Origin of the sequence: Bacillus cereus group sp. N24, assembly GCF_016483345.1 — a bacterium.
Classification (GTDB): domain Bacteria; phylum Bacillota; class Bacilli; order Bacillales; family Bacillaceae_G; genus Bacillus_A; species Bacillus_A toyonensis.
In genome coordinates this window covers 143,225-159,188 of record NZ_JAEHCA010000004.1, presented here as the reverse complement: position 1 = coordinate 159,188, position 15,964 = coordinate 143,225, and the positions used below count along the sequence as shown (strand labels likewise).

Sequence of the window (15,964 nt, the reverse complement as noted above, 5' to 3'; positions counted from 1 at the left end):
CGTATATTCAAAACAAAATATATGACAAATAAATAACGACAGTTACTGTAATAATGCTGAAAAGTGTTGAGAACAAAACGATTTGTGCATGTAATTCAGGCTCTATTTGATACTCCATAGCAATGGTTGATGTATTTCTTGAAGTAGGAAAAGAACTTGCAATAAATAATGATTGTGCAACAATACCATCAATGTTTAGTAGGTATATCACGGCAAGTGCTAATAATGGTCCCATCAGTAACCTTCCAATTAAAGCCCATGTTATGACTCGATTGAAAAAATTAAGCTTAATGTTGGATAATTGTGCTCCTAGCAATATGAGTGCTATTGCAACAAAACCATTCGCAAGCTGATTAAGAGGTAGCAAGATAGAATTAGGTATTTGAATTTTAAAAGATTGAAAGAGAACCCCTAATACGAGCGCATGAAATACAGGCAGTTTTAGAAATGATTGAATAATACCTCCGATTGTTTTTGTTGCTGATAGTAAGTTATATATCCCATATGAATAAGTTAAAAGATTCTGGAAAATCACAATAAAAATCTGAATGGAAACCCCCACTGGATTATGACTGAAAATCAATTGACTTACTGGTAACCCATAATTACCGGAATTCATTAACGAAATACTATTTTTTAGAGCTGCACTTTCTCCTTTTTCTAACTTTAATATTTTTGAAATGAAATGACTTACTACGATCAGACTCAGACTATAAAGCATTAAATAGTATATTATCTGGAGCAACAAATCTGTTTCTATACGAATATCATATATATTCACAAATACAGCCGCTGGCATCAAGCAATAAGTAATAAGTGTAGATAGCTGCTTTAAGTTAAATTGGAACTTTCTTTGTAAGATCGCACCAATTAGCATCAATATTAATATTGGTAATATCACGTCTAATATAATAAAAACAAACATTTAATACCCCATTCTAAATACATTATAGTTGGATTAAACTCTTTACTAAATATGGATACAGTTAATTCAAATGTAGCCCCTGACGCTATCCAAAATACCATTTGAAAGCATTCGTATACAGGATTTTATCGGTAGCTTGTTCATCAAATAGCTGTTGAATCAATTTGATATCTCCATACTCAAAAGGTCTTTTTGCTCTGGTAGATGGTAAATCTGTTCCAAACATAAGTGAATCTGGGTTAACTTCATAAATCGACTTTAAGGCATTCTCAACATCTAATTCGACACGACCAAAACAAGTAGCTTTCACATGTACCCTTTTATCAACTAGTTTTAATAAATGTGGTAAACCTTCTTCTCATAACCCTAAATGGTCAATTGATATAGCTGGTAACTTTTCTATAGTTGATGCGATTTCGGGCAACTCTATTGCATCCATATAAAGCTCACTATGCCCTCCTACTAAATCATGAACTCTTCTAGCAAAGTAATCTAGCTTCGATAAACCTTCTGAACCACCTCTTTTAATATTAAAGCGTAATGCTTTTATCCCATTTTCATTTAAATTTAGTATTTCTTCATCCGTCACTGTAAAAAGTAATTGTGTTACGCCACAAAATGTTGAACCCAACTGTTTTAGTGCCTTTAATAAATATTCTTGATCAAACCCTTGGAAAGAACCAGATACGATCGCTCCACCAATTACATTCAAATTAGGAGTTTCATTCTGATAATCTCCCACAACAAAGTTGGGTGGAAAACATCCTTAGTTCTAAATAATCAGAAAACAACAATCAATAAAGTGAAACTTTAATCAGTGGGGTTTTGTTCCTCCCCCATTGATTATTAGCCCTCACCAATCGGGCTTTTACGGGCAGCCCGACCCCCACCTAACTTCTTTGCTTTCGCTGAATTTTGAGGTGAGGGTCTTACAGCCCGGCAAATAGCGGGATAATATGAAAATATGCATCAAAAATTCTCATTTCATTTCCCTCCCCTCTCTTTTCTTTAACATATCAAATATGACTCATAAAGAAAATTATGGATTATTTATACAAATTCATAATTTTATCTTATCGACCTAAACTGTGTTCTTTATTTTAAGTGTATTTTTCACAATATCCATTAGCCTTAACAAACAATCTGGCCCTAAAAAAATATGAAGTTTTTTCTTGTTATAGATACCGCCATCTGTTTTTTGAGTTTCAGAACATTTCGATATATTTTTATATAGATTAATATATATTTCTTTTAGAAAGGAGCGACTATTTATCGATTCGTTAGCGATCAATAGTCATAGTTTAATTCAAAAGTTATTATTTTCGTTCTCGATATATTCCGTATGTTTTATGAGGATTTTTCTTTTGTTCATTTCAGTCTTATAACAATCTTACTGTTGCTTTTACTTTGGAAACTTTTAATAGACAAAAAACTGAGCTCTCGACTAGAGAAACAATCATCAAATGCTGTCGGTAGTGCAGAACAATTGCAGCTATTATATAAATTAACACTGTTAATCCACTAGTAAAAAAGGCTGATAATGCAGTTACTATGCGAAGAATACTTACATCAATTCCATACTTGACGCTTAAGCCACCTAACACACCTGATACTTGTTTATCTTGAGTGGACTTATATAATTTTTTCATCTAAACACCCCAATCCAATTAAATATTTGCATTCTAAAAGTTAGTTCGATCTTTAGAATAGATTTAAGATTCCCTTAACTAATCTACCCTTTAATTGAATAATTTCTGTTATCTATATTTTAACATAAAATCCCATAAACCTTCTGTTTCTCATTTTAAAACCACATTATTTTAAAAAACATGTTGGAGCCTATTACTAAAAGAACCATCCCAAAACACTTTGGGACGGCTCTTTTTCTCTATTAATTATTCTTTAACATCACTAACAGCTTCTCTTGGCTATACATCCACACTGTAATAATTAAACAAGCAAGTGCTACTTCTGATAACGCCATAAATCCAATTGCATAATGACCTGTCAGTTGGAATAGTAATGTTAAAATTAATGGCGGGAAAAACCCTCCTAGTCCACCTAAAGCTGAGACAACACCATTTACAATCCCTGCTTGCTCAGAGAAGTACATTGGCACAAGCTTGAAGATTGTACCATTGCCAATACCTGCACAAAATGCGACTAGTAAGCAACCAAATGTGTATACGTTCATGCTTGGCATAAATGATAGGATAATACCTGAAAGTGTTAAACCGATAAATACGAAGATTAATATTTTAAATGGATTAAATTTATCACCGAGCCAACCACCAATCGGGCGCATAATTGTTGCTAATACGATGAAGCCAGCTGTCCGCATACCTGCATCTACTTTCTCTAATCCGAAGTGAGATACTAAAAAGTTTGGTAAGTATACTGTAAATGCGACGAATGATCCGAATGTTAAAAAGTAAAAGATACATAAAAACCAAAGTTTTTCATTTTTATATACACCTTTTATTTGTTCCATTAATGGTGTATTCACCTTTTTTTCTTTACGATCGCCTAATAAAAAGTTCATAAGTGCAAATGCTGCAAGTAAAATTAAATAACACTGTACTGTCGTTCTCCAGCCAACTGAAGTTGCAATAACAGGTGCTAAAAATGAAGTAATTGCTGTTCCAGCGTTACCCACTCCGTAAATACCATTTACAAAACCGTGGCTCTCTTTTGGAAAGTACTTTGGTAAAGAAGTTACTCCTACAGAGAATACAGCACCACCAATCCCTACAAATAAGCCACCAATAATTAAATCCATCATAGAATTGGCAACACTAATGTAAAAGACAGGGAATAATAAAAGAATAAAACTAATAAAGAATAATTTTCTTGCTCCGTAACGATTCGTCCAATAACCAATTGGAATGCGAAGAATAGAACCTAAAATAACCGGTACTGCTGTTACCATAGAAATTTGTCCCGCAGTTAATGGAATATCTGCTTTAATATAAGGCATTAATGATGATAAAATGACCCATACCATAAAACCGATAACTAGATTAGAAGTTTGTAAACTTAATTGAAAATTAGGACTTTTCATCCTGTTCCCTCCTATGTATGCATAGTTATATTCATTCTCTCCAGCCTAATCACGTCCTAACATGATTAGGCTGAAAAGAATCAACCACCACTTACTGGCGGAATCATTGCTACGACGTCGCCAGTTTGAATGATGTCATCCTCATTTGCGTATTCTTCATTTACGGCGACCATTATCTCGTTTGAAATTGCTACATTGTATTTCTTAATCAGAACTTCCTTTAGTTCAGAAACTGAAATATTTTCACAATCTATTTGCAAGACCGACTTACTTGCTTCTTCTTGCAAATGTGCAAATAATAGTACTTCAATCATGTTCTCATCTCCTTTTCAGGTTCGCCATTACCATATGCTATTTTCTCTAACTGATCCCCTATCCATGACTCACCATCTTCCCAAAACTCTTTCTTCCAAATCGGAACAATTTGTTTTATACGCTCCATAATATATTCATTCGCCTCATAGGCCGCTTTCCGGTGTGGTGTAGAAACAGCAACAACAACAGCAAGATCAGAAATTTGTAATGTACCAATGCGATGTGTAATTGCCACATATGTCCCAGGCCACTTCGCTTCTACTTCAGCACCAATTTTCTCAAGCTGTTTTTCCGCCATTGTCTTATAAGCTACATACTCTAAATAAAGCGTGCGACGTCCTTTCGTAAATTCTCTGACAGTACCAATAAAAGTAGTAACTGCACCGCACTCACGGCGAATTACTTTACTTGTAACATCTTCAATTAAAATAGGAGTATCAATTACTTCATAATACGTATGTGTCATCTTGCACCTCTTATCTTTGTATAAATTAGCAATCTATTTTTCTGTTACTTGTATGATCGAAGCGGCTCTTCCCACGGCCACTCACTTCCGGCGCTTGATTCTAATAACAGTACCGAAACGGTTATTCCTGCTTCAAATCCTCTCGTTCCTCCCGGCAGAACGATACATGCATTCGCTTCTGCAAGTGAAGAAATTGCGCTAGATTTATCTAAACCGACTGGTGTAACTTGTAATTGGCCATCTACAAGTTCTACATTCCCTCTTACAAAACGAGTAAACGGATTTGCTTTCGGAAAGTCTTTCTGTAAAATTGCTTCTGCTCGAAATAAGTGCGGATCTTTCCTGTGCAAGTATGTTCCAATGACTGGTCGAACATATAATTCACATCCGACATAACAAGCAGAAGGATTACCAGATAGACCAAATAATAGTTTTCCTTCTAGCTCAGCGACAGTTGTCACGCTTCCTGGTCGCATCGCTATTTTATTGAAAAGTACATTTGCTTGTAATCTCTCATAAATAGCAGGTAAATAGTCATAGTCTCCTACTGAAACGCCACCAGTTGTAATTAATATATCAACTTCTTTTATCGCTTTTTTTACAGTGTTATAACACGTCTCAAAATCGTCAGCGAATTGTCCATAATACTGTACAACTCCGCCCGCTCGTTCAATTTGAGCAGCGATCATATAGGAGTTACTATTTCGAATCTTCCCTTCTTTCAGTTGTTCATGTACTTCGAGTAGTTCACTCCCTGTCGTTACAATTCCAATAACCGGCTGTCTTACAACATGCACGGAACTATAACCAAACGTAGCAAGCAGTGCCGCTACTCCAGGGTTAATAGAAGTCCCTTTTTTCACAAGTATGGCATTTTGTTTTACATCTTCTCCTTGAAAAGAAATGTTATCACCAGAAGTGAAAGAGCGTTTTAATTTCATATAAGTCTTTTTGTTTTCTTCAAACCCTTCCGTTAGTTCTAACATAACAACAGCATTACATCCCGCTGGAATTGCGGCTCCTGTCATAATACGTACAGCTTGAAATGCTTTTACTTCCTCTTTAAAAACAAAACCTGCTCCAATTTCACCTATCACTTCAAACTGAATTGGGTTACTGCTACTTGCTTCTTTTGTATCTTCTGTTCGAATCGCAAATCCGTCGTACGGAGAGCGATCAAAATGCGGAACATCATGATCTGCAACAACATCTTCTCCGAGGACTCTTCCGTAACTTTCGGTAAGAGAAACCTTTTCCATTTCACCTTGATAGGCATATTCCATTACACGTGCAACTGCTTCTGCCACTGAGATTGGTGTACGTTTTTCTAACATTCTTTTTCACCTCGTTTTGATAAGAAGAAACTCTCTTTCTGTTCATCCTATATATTTTGCGTATAACCGTTTTGCCATTTTCATATCATTAGTCCCATGAATAAACGCTCTGCCGTCTGTAAATAACACAAAACGATATTCATCTACTAGAAAGGATAGTAAATATGGAGTTTTTTTGACATTCACACTTTTTTGTAAGCGCTTTTGAATTTCTTCTAAATTAAGAATTTTTTTTATTCCTGGACGGATTTGAACTGTATTCCGCCCGCATAGCACTTCCGTTTTCATCTGTGCTTCAAATGTTAAACTTGGATACGTGCGTACATTCCCACAAGATGGACATGTACTTTTTTTCTGCCTATTTACTTTTAATGAGAGATATTGATTGTTCCAAATATCAAATGATAACATTGTTCCTCTTAACGCCTCAAAATCATCCACCAATATTTTCATCGCTTCTGTTACTTGGTGAGCAACAACCATTTGTACCGCTGGCTGAATGATTCCGGCTGTATCGCATGTTGCACCGCCCATAGGATGATCCATTAAGCAGCGAAAACATGGTGTTTCTCCAGGAAGAATCGTATACGTTACACCGTAACTTCCAATGCATCCACCGTATATCCAAGGTATATTTTCTTTTTGTGAAATATCATTTATAAGTAGGCGCGTATCGAAATTATCAGTCGCATCTACTATAAGATCTGCTTCTTTTGTTAACTCTTCCATTTCTTGCATTGTAACATCCGTTACAACAGGTACAATTTCTACTTCAGAATTAATTTTTCTTAAATGCTCTGCCGCTGCAATTGCTTTCGGTTTACACTGCTGTGCATCTTCTTCTGTATATAACTGTTGTCTTTGTAAATTACTCCATTCAACGTAGTCACGGTCAGCAATTGTCAATTTCCCAATTCCCATCCTAACGAGCGCTTCTGCATTCGCAGCTCCTAGTGCACCCGCTCCTATTAGGAGCACATGCTTTTCTTTTATTTTTCTTTGTCCCATTTCACCAATTCCAGAAAACAATACTTGCCTTGAATAACGCTCTTGCATAGGGAACCCTCCTTTCGTTATCCACCAATGTAAGACATTTCTACTTTTGGACGTTTATTTGCACTTTCAGCTGTTCTTTCATCTGAATACCGATCTTTTCTAAACTCCCATGTATGTTGTAGAATTTTTAATAGTGATGCATTAGAAATATTTTCTCGAAGAAGCGTTCGCAAATCCGTTCCTTTCGTTCCAAATAGGCATGTAAAAAACTTTCCGTCTGCCGAAATACGAGCTCTCGTACAAGAAGAACAAAATGACTCAGAAACAGAAGTAATAAAGCCAACTTCTGCATCGCTCCCTACATATCGATACACTTTAGCTACTTCTCCAAAGTAACGAGGCTGGGCGGGCTCAATCGGATATACACGATTAATTTTTTCTATTAATTGTTCCTTCGTAATGACTTGTTCAAAGTTCCAGCCGTTCGTACTGCCCACATCCATAAACTCGATAAAACGTAGCTGAATTTCTTGTTCTTTAAAATACTGAGCCATAGGAAGAATTTGACTATCATTCATCCCTTTTTTTACGACCATATTTACTTTCACTTCTAATCCAGCTGCCTTCGCTGCTTCAATCCCTTTCAATACAGGTTTTGTGCTTACATTTCGGCCATTTATTTTTTTGAAAACGTGATCCTCTATCGCATCTAAACTAATATTTACACGTTTTAATCCCGCAACTTTTAGCGCCTTAGCTTGTTTTGCTAAATGAATACCGTTTGTTGTGAGTCCAATATCTGTTAAGCCTTCTAGCTTTGCAAGCCTTGCAATTAACTTTGGTAAATCTTTACGCAATAAAGGTTCACCGCCAGTAAGTCTAATTTTATTGACTCCCATACTTATAAATAATCTAGCTAATCTTTCTATTTCATCGAATGTTAATAAAAACTCTTCCTGTAAAAAAGCATAATCAGATCCGAACACTTCGGCTGGCATACAGTATGTACACCTAAAATTACAACGATCAATAACTGAAATACGTAAATCTTGAAGTGGCCGCTCTAACGAATCCCTCATCTTCTCGTGCATCTATATCCCTTCTTTTCTACTGCAATCCTTAGTAGGTTTCATATTTTTTATTTGCCTTTATTATAAAAAAGAAGCTACATATTCAATGTGACTTTTCTCACATTACTTTCCCCATTCAAAAATTCTTCACAAATCCGTTCGAATTTTGTTCACATCTTTAGTCTCATCTACTTTACATATTGAATTTTTTTTGGTTATCTTTTCAACTAAAAACTTATACTCATTTACCCCTTTACTTCCATTAACTCTTAAAACATATTAATTTATTTTCCCGTACGGTCATTGAAATTTCACTTTTTTTTAAATAGCTCTTGCATTTTCATCATACTTACACTCAAAATAGGAAATGTATTGCTTATAAGAAGAAAGGTGATCGCTGTGGCAAACAGTATGACATTATCTCAAGATTTAAAGGAATTACTTGCATCTGTTGAATATAAAATGCAGATAAAAAAAGGAAGTTTTATTTTTCAAGAAGGTATGGAAGCAACAGAACTCTATATCATCCACTCAGGAAAAGTACAAATTAGTAAACTAAGTGCTGACGGACAAGAATTAACACTCCGTATTTGTTCGGCATACGACATTATTGGCGAATTAACATTATTCACGGACAATGCGAAGTATTTATTAAATTCAAAATGCCTTGAAGATGTTGAAGTAGGAGTAATAAAGCGTGAAACCTTAGAAAAAGCATTACTCCAAAAACCCGCACTTGTATTTGAATTTATGAAATGGATTAGTGAACATTTAAGAAGAATGCAAACGAAGTTCCGCGATTTAGTATTACACGGCAAAAAAGGTGCCCTGTATTCTACTCTCATACGAATGACAAATAGTTATGGTGTGTTAAAGGAAAATGGTATTCTCATCGATTTACCATTAACGAATCAAGAACTTGCGAACTTCTGTGCAACTTCCCGTGAAAGCGTAAATCGAATGTTAAATGATTTGAAAAAAAAGGGTACGATTTCTATTACTAAAGGAAAGATTACAATTCATGATTTACAATTTTTAAAATGTGAAATTGCTTGTGAAGATTGTTCTACCTCTGTTTGTAGCATTGATTAGCATCTTATTTAGATGCTAATCTTTTTTCATATTACGTTACTTTTTCATTATAACGTACACGGTTATTCCCCTATATTAATAAAAACGAGGCCTTCCATATTAGACCTCGTTTCGTTTTAGCTGCTATTTGTTCAAAGCGTTATTATTTTTTCAATTCATTAGGAATACGTCTTCTGTAAATTACATAACTACGGCTTAAGTATTTAATTGGAGCACTAAATACATGTACAAGTCTAGTGAACGGCCATACTGCGAATAGACCCATCGCTGCAATAATATGAATTTTAAACCATACAGGCACTTCCATCATATATTCAACTTTCGGTTGGAAAATAAAGAGACTTCGGAACCAAGGACCGATCGTTGTACGATAATCAAACCCTTTTGAGTCGATATTTAAAAATGTTGAGGAAAGTCCTGCCAGCATAACGATAAGTAATAAAATAAGCGCAATATAATCTCCCGTTGTACTCGTTGCAATGATGCGTTTTACGGTTACACGGCGATACGTTAATATAATTAAACCGATGATAGAAGCAACTCCTGCCGGAAGTCCGAAACTAATTGCTACTACATGATACATATGTTCAGAAATACCTATTGAACGGTATACGGACTCTGGAATTAAAATCCCCATAACATGACCGCCAATTACGAACATGATCCCAAAGTGGAATAATAGACTTCCGGCTCGGAGCATTTTCTTCTCTAATAGTTCACTAGATTTTGATGTCCATCCAAATTGATCATAGTTGTATCTGAAAATATGTCCACCGATAAAGATTGCAAAAATGATATAGGGAAACAACACCCATAGAAATTGATCCATCATTTTGACAACTCTCCTTTCTAATTTGTCTGTACACCCCATGTATCGATAGCGAGGAGAATAGCTGCAAGAATTGGTTCATACATACTATCAGCTTCTTTTAATTGAACGTGCAATGCTTGTATATTTTCCTTGTATTTACTCATAATTGGCTCACTATCTTGCTCATTTGCATTTGCAAAAAACTCAAGCAAAAGCGGTAAATAATCCGGTAGTTCTTTATCTGTTACTTCAAAACCAGATTTTTTATAATGCTGTTTTAACTCTAATAATTCAATACCTCTTTCTCTTTGTTCACCTGTGTTCATATAAGTTAAATACATATTTGTCTTTTTACCAAAATCAAATGTATATACGTAACGATCAATTAATTGATCGTTCGTTTTATCTAGTGCTTGTTTTATAAACGCTGTAAGTGCTGCTTTAACGTCTTCTTGTTCAATTGCTTCAATCTCTTCTTGTACTTCAGTTAAAGCTTCTCCCCACCCAAGTTCCGGATAGGAGAGAAGAAAAGAAGAACAAGAAAAAGCAGTTTGTAAACTTTGTTTCATCATTTTCCGCCCCCTTTATTTAAGAAATTGTCATGCAAGACCCTGGCCCACCTGCGAAGGATAAACCACAGCTTCCTTGTTCACTATATAAATCAGCAACTTGTTCACGGTGAGTGCCCGGAATGACGAAGCGATCTTTATATTTCGCGATAGCAAGAAGACGATACATATCTTCTACATCCTGTTTCGTTAAACCAATTTCTTTTAATACTGCTTCATTTGGTTCTTTATTAATTTGCAATGCTCTCATATGCGTCCGCATGACAGCCATTTTTTTCAACGTAAGACGAATGTGGGATTCATCTCCTGCAGTGAGTAGGTTCGCTAAATATTGAATTGGGATACGCATATTATCGATAGCAGGGAAAATCTCTTCTGCTTGCCAGTTACTTCCTTTCCCTTCCACCATATTCATAATCGGGCTAAGCGGTGGGATATACCAAACCATTGGCATTGTACGGTACTCTGGATGAAGAGGCAGAGCAATTTTCCAATCGATAATCATTTTATAGATCGGTGACTCTTGTGCTGCTTTAATCCATTCTTCAGGAATGCCTTGTTTTTTCGCTTCAGCTGCTACTTCTGGATCATTTGGATCTAGGAAAACAGTAAGCTGAGATTCATATAAATCTTTTTCATCTTCAACAGAAGCTGCTTCTTTCACTTTGTCAGCGTCATATAGCATTACCCCAATATACCTGATACGCCCTACACATGTTTCCGAACAAATCGTTGGCATACCAGCTTCAATACGCGGGAAACACATTGTACATTTTTCTGCTTTATTCGTTTGCCAGTTAAAATACACTTTTTTATATGGACAAGAAGATACGCAGAACCTCCAAGCACGACATGCATTTTGATCCACAAGAACAATCCCATCTTCTTCACGTTTATACATCGCACCAGATGGACAAGAAGATACGCAAGATGGATTCATACAATGTTCGCATATGCGTGGTAAATACATCATAAAGACATTTTCAAAATCTGTTTTAATTTCTTCTTCCATTTTCTTTACGTTCGGATCTTGCAATCCTGTTATATGTCCACCAGCTAAATCATCTTCCCAGTTTGGACCCCATTCAATTTTGTCGATAAATTCGCCTGTAATTGCTGATTTCGGACGAGCAACTGGTTGATGCTTACGCTGCGGGCTATTTGTTAATGTTTCATAATCATAGTTCCAAGGTTCAAAGTAATCGTCGATGGTTGGTTGATCTGGATTGTGGAAAATATTCATAAGGCGTTTCATTTTCGAACCTGATTTCAGCTGAATTTCACCATTTCTCAATTCCCAGCCGCCTTTATATTTCTCTTGATCTTCCCATTGTTTCGGATAACCAATTCCAGGTTTCGTTTCTACGTTATTGAAGTACATATATTCAGCACCTGGACGATTTGTCCAGGTGTTTTTGCATGTTACGCTACAAGTATGGCAGCCGATGCATTTATCTAGGTTCATTACCATTCCGACTTGTGCTTTAATCTTCAAGCCAATCTACCTCCTTCAGTTTACGAATTACAACATTTAAGTCACGCTGATTCCCAGTCGGACCATAGTAGTTAAATCCATAGCTTAATTGGCCATATCCACCAATCATATGTGTTGGTTTAACATGAATACGGGTTGGACTATTATGTGTTCCCCCGCGGGTGCTTGTTAATTTCGTACCAGGCACGTTAATGTGGCGATCTTGTGCATGGTGCATAAATGCCATCCCTCTCGGTATACGGTGCGTTACGACAGCACGTGCTACAACAACACCGTTACGGTTAAAGCACTCGATCCAATCATTATCTGCGACGCCAGCTTCATTCGCATCATCTTTATTCATCCAAACAGTTGGACCACCTCTAAATAGCGTTAACATCGGTAATGAATCGAAGTACATACTATGAATCGACCACTTATTATGCGGTGTTAAATAGTTTAGTGTAATTTCTTTTCCTTCTACTTCGGGACGTGATTTTCGGAACGGTTTATGTTGCAGAATTGGTTTAAATGTTGCCATCGTTTCACCGAATTCTTTCATCATGTCATGATCTAAGTAGAAAGATTGTCGACCCGTTATCGTTCTCCAAGGAATAAGACGTTCCACATTTGTTGTAAATGGTGAGTAACGGCGTCCACCTTTTTCAGAACCTGTAAAGGCTGGAGAAGTAATTACTGTTTTCGGCTGTGCTGTAATTTGTTCGAATGTGAAGCATTCTTCTTCACGTTCTTCTGCTAAATCACGCAGTTTTAAATCCGTTTGTTTTTCAAGTGCTTCCCATGCTTTTACAGCCATATGACCGTTTGTTGTCGAAGAAAGCGTTAATACCGCCTCAGCAGCATTGATTGCTTCTTTTATGTCTGGGCAACCTTTCGCAATAGAATCCGTTCGAACAACTCCTAATTTGCTCTTTAATTGCTCATACTCTTTTTCTGCTGACCAAGAAATACCTTTCGTACCAATTGGTTGTTTTCCAGCATTTGGTCCTAGTGCAGTCATCTTGTCATAAATCGTTTTATAATCCCTTTCGACAACATGAATTTGTGGCATCGTTTTACCCGGTATTGGTTCACACTCACCTTTACTCCAGTCTTTAATCTTGCCAAGTGGTTGCGCTAATTCTTGCGGTGTATCGTGAAGAAGTGGTGTTGCAACGACTTCTTTCATTGGTTCAAGGTCGATTTTCTTCGCTAAATCTGACACAGCTTTAGAAAGAGCGGTGAAAATATCCCAATCAGAGCGTGCTTCCCACGGTGAACCGATTGCTGGATTAAATGGATGTACAAATGGATGCATATCCGTACTGCTTAAATCATGCTTTTCATACCAAGTTGAAGCAGGTAAGACGATGTCAGAATAGAGCGCTGTTCCAGCCATACGGAAATCTAAATTAATGAGTAGATCAAGCTTCCCTTCTGGCGCTTCTTCATGCCACTTAATTTCTTCTGGTCGCAACGAATCACTATCGTCATTCATTAATCCATTTGTTGTGCCTAATAAATGTTTTAAGAAATATTCGTGGCCTTTACCAGAACTTGAAATTAAGTTGGCACGCCATACGAATAAGTTGCGCGGGAAGTTGTTTTTATTATCTGGATCTTCAATCGCAAATTTTAGTTCTTTTTCTTTTAGTTTTTGTGCAACGTATTTTCCGATTTCTTCTTGCGTTGTTGCACCAGCAGCAACAGCTTCTTTATATAATTCAATTCCATTTTTCTCGAATGTTGGATAAGAAGGTAACCAGCCAAGTCGTGCCGCTAATACGTTGTAATCACCGTGATGTTGATAACGAGAGTTGCCCTCAATTGGTGATGCTAAATGTCCAACCGGTGTATCTTCATAACGCCATTGATCTGTTACGAAATAGAAGAAAGATGTACCATTTTGTAATTTCGGTGGCCCTTGCCAATCTTTTGCCATCGCGATTGTTTGCCATCCTTCTGCTGGTCGTAATTTTTCTTGACCGACATAATGCGCCCAACCGCCACCGTTTACGCCTTGTGCTCCAACGAGAAGAACAAGGTTTAAAACTGCGCGATAAATCGTATCAGAATTAAACCAATGGTTAATACCGGCCCCTACAATAATCATCGAGCGCCCATCCGTATCAACTGCGTTTTGTGCAAACTCACGAGCAATTTGAATAATAAGCTCTCGTTTCACTCCTGTCATTTTCTCTTGCCATGCAGGTGTAAATGGTACATCATCATTGAAGTCTTTCGGCTCTTGTCCGCCGAGCCCTCGGTTCACACCGTAATTTGCCAACGTTAAGTCGTATACAGTTGTAACGAACACTTCGCCTTCTTCTGTCATAACTTTTTTCACTGGAATTGTACGTTCCAATACTTTATTTCCCTCATCTGAGAAGTACGGAATTTGTACCGTTCCCACAGCGTCTTCCATTCCAAGTAAAGAAAGACGTGGATCAATCTTTTCACCTGTTTGTTCATCTTCTAAACGTAAATTCCATTTCTTTTCATTATCCCAACGTGACCCCATTGTGCCGTGAGGTGTTGCAAAATCTTTCGTGTTCTCGTTCCAAAGAACAGGCTTCCATTCTCCTAACTTTGTTTCTCGTCCAATATCAGTAGCATTTAAGAAACGATCAGCGACGAATTGATCTCCTTTTTGTTTCAATGTGACAAAGAAAGGAAAATCAGTATATTGCTTCGCATACTTTGTGAAGTATTCCACTTGATTATCTACGTAAAATTCTTGTAAGATCACATGCCCCATTGCCATCGCAAGTGCACCATCTGTACCTTGTTTCACACTAATCCAATCATCCGCAAATTTTGTAGACTCAGCGAAGTCAGGACTTACAGAAACAACTTTCGTTCCTTTATATCGAACTTCGGCTAAAAAGTGTGCATCTGGCGTTCTCGTCATCGGTACATTTGAACCCCATGTCATAATGTAACCAGAGTTATACCAGTCACTACTTTCTGGTACATCTGTTTGATCACCCCAAATTTGCGGAGAAGCTGGTGGTAAATCCGCGTACCAATCATAGAAGCTAAGCATCGGTCCACCCATAAGTTGCATAAAGCGGCTACCCGCTGCATGACTTAACATCGACATAGCTGGAATTGGTGAAAAACCAACATTTCGGTCTGGGCCGTATTTAATGATTGTGTAAAGTAACGAAGCAGAAACGAGTTGTAATACTTCATCCCAATTCGCACGAATAAATCCACCTTTACCACGCGCCTGCTTATACTTACGTGCTTTTTCAGGGTTTTCCACAATACTTTTCCAAGCATCTAGTGGTGAATCATTATTTTGTAATTCTTCTTGCCACATACTCCAAAGAACACCACGTACATACGGATATTTCACACGAAGTGGACTATAAATGTACCAAGAAAAACTTGCTCCACGCGGACATCCTCGTGGTTCAAAATCCGGCATATCAGGACCTGTCGTTGGATAGTTAAGCTCCTGCCCTTCCCAAGTTACAATTCCATCTTTTACATAAATGTTCCAACTACATGAACCAGTGCAGTTCACGCCGTGTGTAGAACGAATTACTTTATCATGCTGCCAGCGTTTTCTGTACACATTTTCCCATTCACGATCTTCATATGTTTCTTGTGTATGATTATCGTTATAACGATCTATTGGTGAAAAATATTTTAAACGTCTCATTAGTGCTGAAGGTTTTTTCTTCATCATGTTCACTCCTTTAATACGTCTCTCTTACATACCCTTACTATAAAAGAGGTTGTAAAATACAGATGTGACATTTCGCACAGTTCAAGAGATTGTCATAAATTCATTTGGAAACCGGTTTACGGGGAAACATTTATAAATAAAGATTACTTTGTTT

Annotated in this window: 12 protein-coding genes and 2 pseudogenes; 1 reads left to right on the top strand and 13 read right to left on the bottom strand. The window is 36.9% G+C overall.

The window, feature by feature from the left end; all coding sequences use genetic code 11:
- Positions 1 to 7: 7 nt before the first annotated feature.
- From JDS95_RS08700 to moaA, 9 genes and pseudogenes are all read right to left on the bottom strand, one after another.
- Entirely contained in the window at positions 8 to 925 is a 918-nt protein-coding gene (locus tag JDS95_RS08700; protein ID WP_000497492.1) for an AEC family transporter, read from the bottom strand.
- 85 nt (positions 926 to 1,010) lie between these two features.
- Positions 1,011 to 1,691 (bottom strand): annotated as a pseudogene (locus tag JDS95_RS08695) (amidohydrolase family protein); the annotation flags it as partial.
- A 712-nt stretch (positions 1,692 to 2,403) separates the two neighbouring features.
- Positions 2,404 to 2,574, bottom strand: a pseudogene (locus tag JDS95_RS08690) (PspC domain-containing protein); the annotation flags it as partial.
- A gap of 242 nt (positions 2,575 to 2,816) precedes the next feature.
- Positions 2,817 to 3,986 carry a nitrate transporter NarK gene (gene narK / locus JDS95_RS08685; RefSeq protein WP_000841861.1) on the bottom strand — a complete coding sequence of 390 codons (1,170 nt, stop codon included), beginning with the start codon at positions 3,984 to 3,986 and terminating at the stop codon, positions 2,817 to 2,819.
- An 80-nt stretch (positions 3,987 to 4,066) separates the two neighbouring features.
- Positions 4,067 to 4,300 carry a molybdopterin converting factor subunit 1 gene (gene moaD / locus JDS95_RS08680; protein WP_000573668.1) on the bottom strand — a complete coding sequence of 78 codons (234 nt, stop codon included), beginning with the start codon at positions 4,298 to 4,300 and terminating at the stop codon, positions 4,067 to 4,069.
- A complete protein-coding gene (locus JDS95_RS08675; RefSeq protein WP_000149949.1) occupies positions 4,297 to 4,767 on the bottom strand; it encodes a molybdenum cofactor biosynthesis protein MoaE in 471 nt (156 codons plus the stop codon). Before JDS95_RS08675 ends, moaD begins: the two co-directional genes overlap by 4 nt.
- A gap of 44 nt (positions 4,768 to 4,811) precedes the next feature.
- The gene (locus tag JDS95_RS08670; RefSeq protein ID WP_000890811.1) at positions 4,812 to 6,101 is read right to left on the bottom strand and encodes a molybdopterin molybdotransferase MoeA; all 1,290 of its coding nucleotides are present in this window, start codon (positions 6,099 to 6,101) and stop codon (positions 4,812 to 4,814) included.
- Positions 6,102 to 6,143: 42 nt separating this feature from the next.
- Positions 6,144 to 7,157, bottom strand: a complete 1,014-nt coding sequence (locus JDS95_RS08665; protein WP_001158119.1) for a molybdopterin-synthase adenylyltransferase MoeB — start codon at positions 7,155 to 7,157, stop codon at positions 6,144 to 6,146.
- Positions 7,158 to 7,174: 17 nt separating this feature from the next.
- Positions 7,175 to 8,188 carry a GTP 3',8-cyclase MoaA gene (gene moaA / locus JDS95_RS08660; RefSeq protein WP_000544629.1) on the bottom strand — a complete coding sequence of 338 codons (1,014 nt, stop codon included), beginning with the start codon at positions 8,186 to 8,188 and terminating at the stop codon, positions 7,175 to 7,177.
- 378 nt (positions 8,189 to 8,566) lie between these two features.
- On the opposite strand from moaA, the gene JDS95_RS08655 reads away from it, so the two are divergent.
- The gene (locus JDS95_RS08655; protein ID WP_000013862.1) at positions 8,567 to 9,259 is read left to right on the top strand and encodes a Crp/Fnr family transcriptional regulator; all 693 of its coding nucleotides are present in this window, start codon (positions 8,567 to 8,569) and stop codon (positions 9,257 to 9,259) included.
- Between the two features lie 142 nt (positions 9,260 to 9,401).
- Here the strand turns inward: JDS95_RS08655 and narI are convergent, their stop codons facing one another.
- The 4 genes from narI to JDS95_RS08635 are packed head-to-tail and all read right to left on the bottom strand — an operon-like array spanning position 9,402 to position 15,810.
- The gene (gene narI, locus JDS95_RS08650) at positions 9,402 to 10,091 is read right to left on the bottom strand and encodes a respiratory nitrate reductase subunit gamma (protein ID WP_000969188.1); all 690 of its coding nucleotides are present in this window, start codon (positions 10,089 to 10,091) and stop codon (positions 9,402 to 9,404) included.
- Between the two features lie 17 nt (positions 10,092 to 10,108).
- Complete coding sequence (gene narJ / locus JDS95_RS08645; protein ID WP_033661276.1) at positions 10,109 to 10,639, bottom strand: nitrate reductase molybdenum cofactor assembly chaperone; 531 nt, start codon at positions 10,637 to 10,639, stop codon at positions 10,109 to 10,111.
- A gap of 19 nt (positions 10,640 to 10,658) precedes the next feature.
- Complete coding sequence (narH, locus tag JDS95_RS08640) at positions 10,659 to 12,134, bottom strand: nitrate reductase subunit beta (protein ID WP_000692707.1); 1,476 nt, start codon at positions 12,132 to 12,134, stop codon at positions 10,659 to 10,661.
- Positions 12,124 to 15,810 (bottom strand): nitrate reductase subunit alpha, encoded by a 3,687-nt coding sequence (locus JDS95_RS08635; RefSeq protein ID WP_002043139.1) that lies wholly within the window; start codon positions 15,808 to 15,810, stop codon positions 12,124 to 12,126. Before JDS95_RS08635 ends, narH begins: the two co-directional genes overlap by 11 nt.
- Positions 15,811 to 15,964: the final 154 nt, after the last annotated feature.

Bases quoted from the DNA above. Each gene is read 5' to 3' on its own strand.
- moaA (WP_000544629.1), bottom strand. From the start codon at position 8,188: ATGCACGAGAAGATGAGGGATTCGTTAGAGCGGCCACTTCAAGATTTA.
- narJ (WP_033661276.1), bottom strand. From the start codon at position 10,639: ATGAAACAAAGTTTACAAACTGCTTTTTCTTGTTCTTCTTTTCTTCTC.
- narI (WP_000969188.1), bottom strand. From the start codon at position 10,091: ATGATGGATCAATTTCTATGGGTGTTGTTTCCCTATATCATTTTTGCA.
- JDS95_RS08700 (WP_000497492.1), bottom strand. From the start codon at position 925: ATGTTTGTTTTTATTATATTAGACGTGATATTACCAATATTAATATTG.
- JDS95_RS08665 (WP_001158119.1), bottom strand. From the start codon at position 7,157: ATGCAAGAGCGTTATTCAAGGCAAGTATTGTTTTCTGGAATTGGTGAA.
- narK (WP_000841861.1), bottom strand. From the start codon at position 3,986: ATGAAAAGTCCTAATTTTCAATTAAGTTTACAAACTTCTAATCTAGTT.
- JDS95_RS08670 (WP_000890811.1), bottom strand. From the start codon at position 6,101: ATGTTAGAAAAACGTACACCAATCTCAGTGGCAGAAGCAGTTGCACGT.
- moaD (WP_000573668.1), bottom strand. From the start codon at position 4,300: ATGATTGAAGTACTATTATTTGCACATTTGCAAGAAGAAGCAAGTAAG.
- JDS95_RS08635 (WP_002043139.1), bottom strand. From the start codon at position 15,810: ATGATGAAGAAAAAACCTTCAGCACTAATGAGACGTTTAAAATATTTT.
- JDS95_RS08675 (WP_000149949.1), bottom strand. From the start codon at position 4,767: ATGACACATACGTATTATGAAGTAATTGATACTCCTATTTTAATTGAA.